This window comes from Sporosarcina sp. HYO08 (genome assembly GCF_001563475.1).
Classification (GTDB): Bacteria; Bacillota; Bacilli; order Bacillales_A; family Planococcaceae; genus Sporosarcina.
Genome location: NZ_LPUT01000015.1, coordinates 1 through 2,194, shown reverse-complemented (window position 1 = coordinate 2,194; position 2,194 = coordinate 1). Strand labels below are relative to the sequence as shown.

Sequence of the window (2,194 nt, the reverse complement as noted above, 5' to 3'; positions counted from 1 at the left end):
GTCGTAGGTTCGAATCCTACCTGCGGAGCCATTACGGGGAAGTACTCAAGAGGCTCAAGAGGTGCCCCTGCTAAGGGCATAGGTCGCGTAAGCGGCGCGAGGGTTCGAATCCCTCCTTCTCCGCCATATAGCTCATTTAGGCCCCTTGGTCAAGCGGTTAAGACACCGCCCTTTCACGGCGGTAACACGGGTTCGAATCCCGTAGGGGTCATAATGCTAGAATCCTGCGAGTCATTTAGACTTGTAGTTTTTTTATCAATAAAATCTGTGAGGATTATTAAATAAGCGCCGTTCAACTTTTTAAAAGCACTTGACAAAAAACGCTGAAGTTGGTATTATAAATATTGTCTTTGACAAAAGACGACAAAGTCTGGTGCCGATGGCGAAGAGGTCACACCCGTTCCCATACCGAACACGGAAGTTAAGCTCTTCAGCGCCGATGGTAGTTGGGGGCTTCCCCCTGCGAGAGTAGGACGTCGCCAGGCTTACCAATTAAATTCCTGAAAATTCTATCGTGAATCTCGTTAAAATCGGGAGAAACGAGCAGGACAAGGAAGCGATTGAGAGAGGGAAGGAGCGTATTCCAATACGTGACTGACCGAACGAATGAAGCTGACGCAGTAATGCGAAGCTTATCGCGATTTTAACATGGAGGATTAGCTCAGCTGGGAGAGCACCTGCCTTACAAGCAGGGGGTCGGCGGTTCGAACCCGTCATCCTCCACCATATACACCTTGCCGGTGTAGCTCAACTGGTAGAGCAACTGACTTGTAATCAGTAGGTTGAGGGTTCAAGTCCTTTCGCCGGCACCATTTTTGAGCCATTAGCTCAGTCGGTAGAGCATCTGACTTTTAATCAGAGGGTCACAGGTTCGAATCCTGTATGGCTCACCATTTTTATGAGAAATCATGATAAATAACGCGGGTGTGGTGGAACTGGCAGACACGCTAGACTTAGGATCTAGTGCCTTCGGGCGTGGGGGTTCGACTCCCTTCACCCGCACTCTAAGCGGAAGTAGTTCAGTGGTAGAATACGACCTTGCCAAGGTCGGGGTCGCGGGTTCGAATCCCGTCTTCCGCTCCAATTACCCTTGCCGGGGTGGCGGAACTGGCAGACGCACAGGACTTAAAATCCTGCGGTAGGTGACTACCGTACCGGTTCGATTCCGGTTCTCGGCACCAGTTGTATATTAAATAAATGCGCCCGTAGCTCAATTGGATAGAGCGTCTGACTACGGATCAGAAGGTTATGGGTTCAACTCCTGTCGGGCGCGCCAATACATATTTTTCGGGAAGTAGCTCAGCTTGGTAGAGCACTTGGTTTGGGACCAAGGGGTCGCAGGTTCGAATCCTGTCTTCCCGACCATTTATTAAAAAAAAATGGGGCCTTAGCTCAGCTGGGAGAGCGCCTGCCTTGCACGCAGGAGGTCAGCGGTTCGATCCCGCTAGGCTCCACCAATATATACTATACTGAAGTACTATAATACTATTCCTGGCGGCGTAGCTCAGCTGGCTAGAGCGTCCGGTTCATACCCGTAAGGTCGGGGGTTCGACTCCCTCCGCCGCCATCTTAAGGACCTTTAGCTCAGTTGGTTAGAGCAGACGGCTCATAACCGTCCGGTCGCAGGTTCGAGTCCTGCAAGGTCCACCAGCACATATATAATATGGAGGAATACCCAAGCCTGGCTGAAGGGATCGGTCTTGAAAACCGACAGGGGTGTTAAAGCCCGCGGGGGTTCGAATCCCTCTTCCTCCGCCATATTTATTGTAAAAAGTAACAAGTGCTAACAAGATTTTTTATAAGATCCAAAATACTATTATCGCGGAGTGGAGCAAATCACATCACGAAGAATGTGATTTGGATAATTTCCCAAAGGGAAATTATCATAAAAGCCACAGAACAAACTTAATGCGTGGTATGTCAAAAATACCAACAAATACTATTATCGCGGAGTGGAGCAAATCGCATCACGAAGAATGCGATTTGGGTAATTTCCCAAAGGGAAATTATCATAAAAGGCCGCAGAACAAACTTAATGCGTGGTATATCAAAAATACCAAAAAATAATATTATCGCGGAGTGGAGCAGTGGTAGCTCGTCGGGCTCATAACCCGAAGGTCGCAGGTTCAAATCCTGCCTCCGCAACCAAAAGGTCCCGTGGTGTAGCGGTTAACATGCCTGCCTGTCACGCAGG

Annotated in this window: 15 tRNA genes and 1 rRNA gene; all 16 read left to right on the top strand. The window is 49.1% G+C overall.

Features of this window, described 5'->3' with window-relative positions:
• Positions 1–35: 35 nt before the first annotated feature.
• Positions 36–126: transfer RNA gene (locus AU377_RS06840), tRNA-Ser, on the top strand.
• Between the two features lie 13 nt (positions 127–139).
• A tRNA-Glu gene (locus AU377_RS06835) sits at positions 140–211 on the top strand.
• Positions 212–369: 158 nt separating this feature from the next.
• Positions 370–485: ribosomal RNA gene (gene rrf, locus AU377_RS06830) — 5S ribosomal RNA — on the top strand.
• Positions 486–650: 165 nt separating this feature from the next.
• A tRNA-Val gene (locus AU377_RS06825) sits at positions 651–726 on the top strand.
• Between the two features lie 10 nt (positions 727–736).
• Positions 737–812, top strand: a tRNA-Thr gene (locus AU377_RS06820).
• Between the two features lie 5 nt (positions 813–817).
• Positions 818–893: transfer RNA gene (locus tag AU377_RS06815), tRNA-Lys, on the top strand.
• 27 nt (positions 894–920) lie between these two features.
• Positions 921–1,002, top strand: a tRNA-Leu gene (locus tag AU377_RS06810).
• 6 nt (positions 1,003–1,008) lie between these two features.
• Positions 1,009–1,083, top strand: a tRNA-Gly gene (locus AU377_RS06805).
• A gap of 9 nt (positions 1,084–1,092) precedes the next feature.
• Positions 1,093–1,181, top strand: a tRNA-Leu gene (locus tag AU377_RS06800).
• 18 nt (positions 1,182–1,199) lie between these two features.
• Positions 1,200–1,276, top strand: a tRNA-Arg gene (locus tag AU377_RS06795).
• Between the two features lie 12 nt (positions 1,277–1,288).
• Positions 1,289–1,365, top strand: a tRNA-Pro gene (locus AU377_RS06790).
• A gap of 16 nt (positions 1,366–1,381) precedes the next feature.
• Positions 1,382–1,457: transfer RNA gene (locus tag AU377_RS06785), tRNA-Ala, on the top strand.
• 36 nt (positions 1,458–1,493) lie between these two features.
• Positions 1,494–1,567, top strand: a tRNA-Met gene (locus tag AU377_RS06780).
• Between the two features lie 6 nt (positions 1,568–1,573).
• Positions 1,574–1,650 (top strand) — tRNA-Ile (locus AU377_RS06775).
• Between the two features lie 15 nt (positions 1,651–1,665).
• Positions 1,666–1,758: transfer RNA gene (locus AU377_RS06770), tRNA-Ser, on the top strand.
• Between the two features lie 315 nt (positions 1,759–2,073).
• A tRNA-Met gene (locus AU377_RS06765) sits at positions 2,074–2,148 on the top strand.
• Positions 2,149–2,194 lie beyond the last annotated feature (46 nt).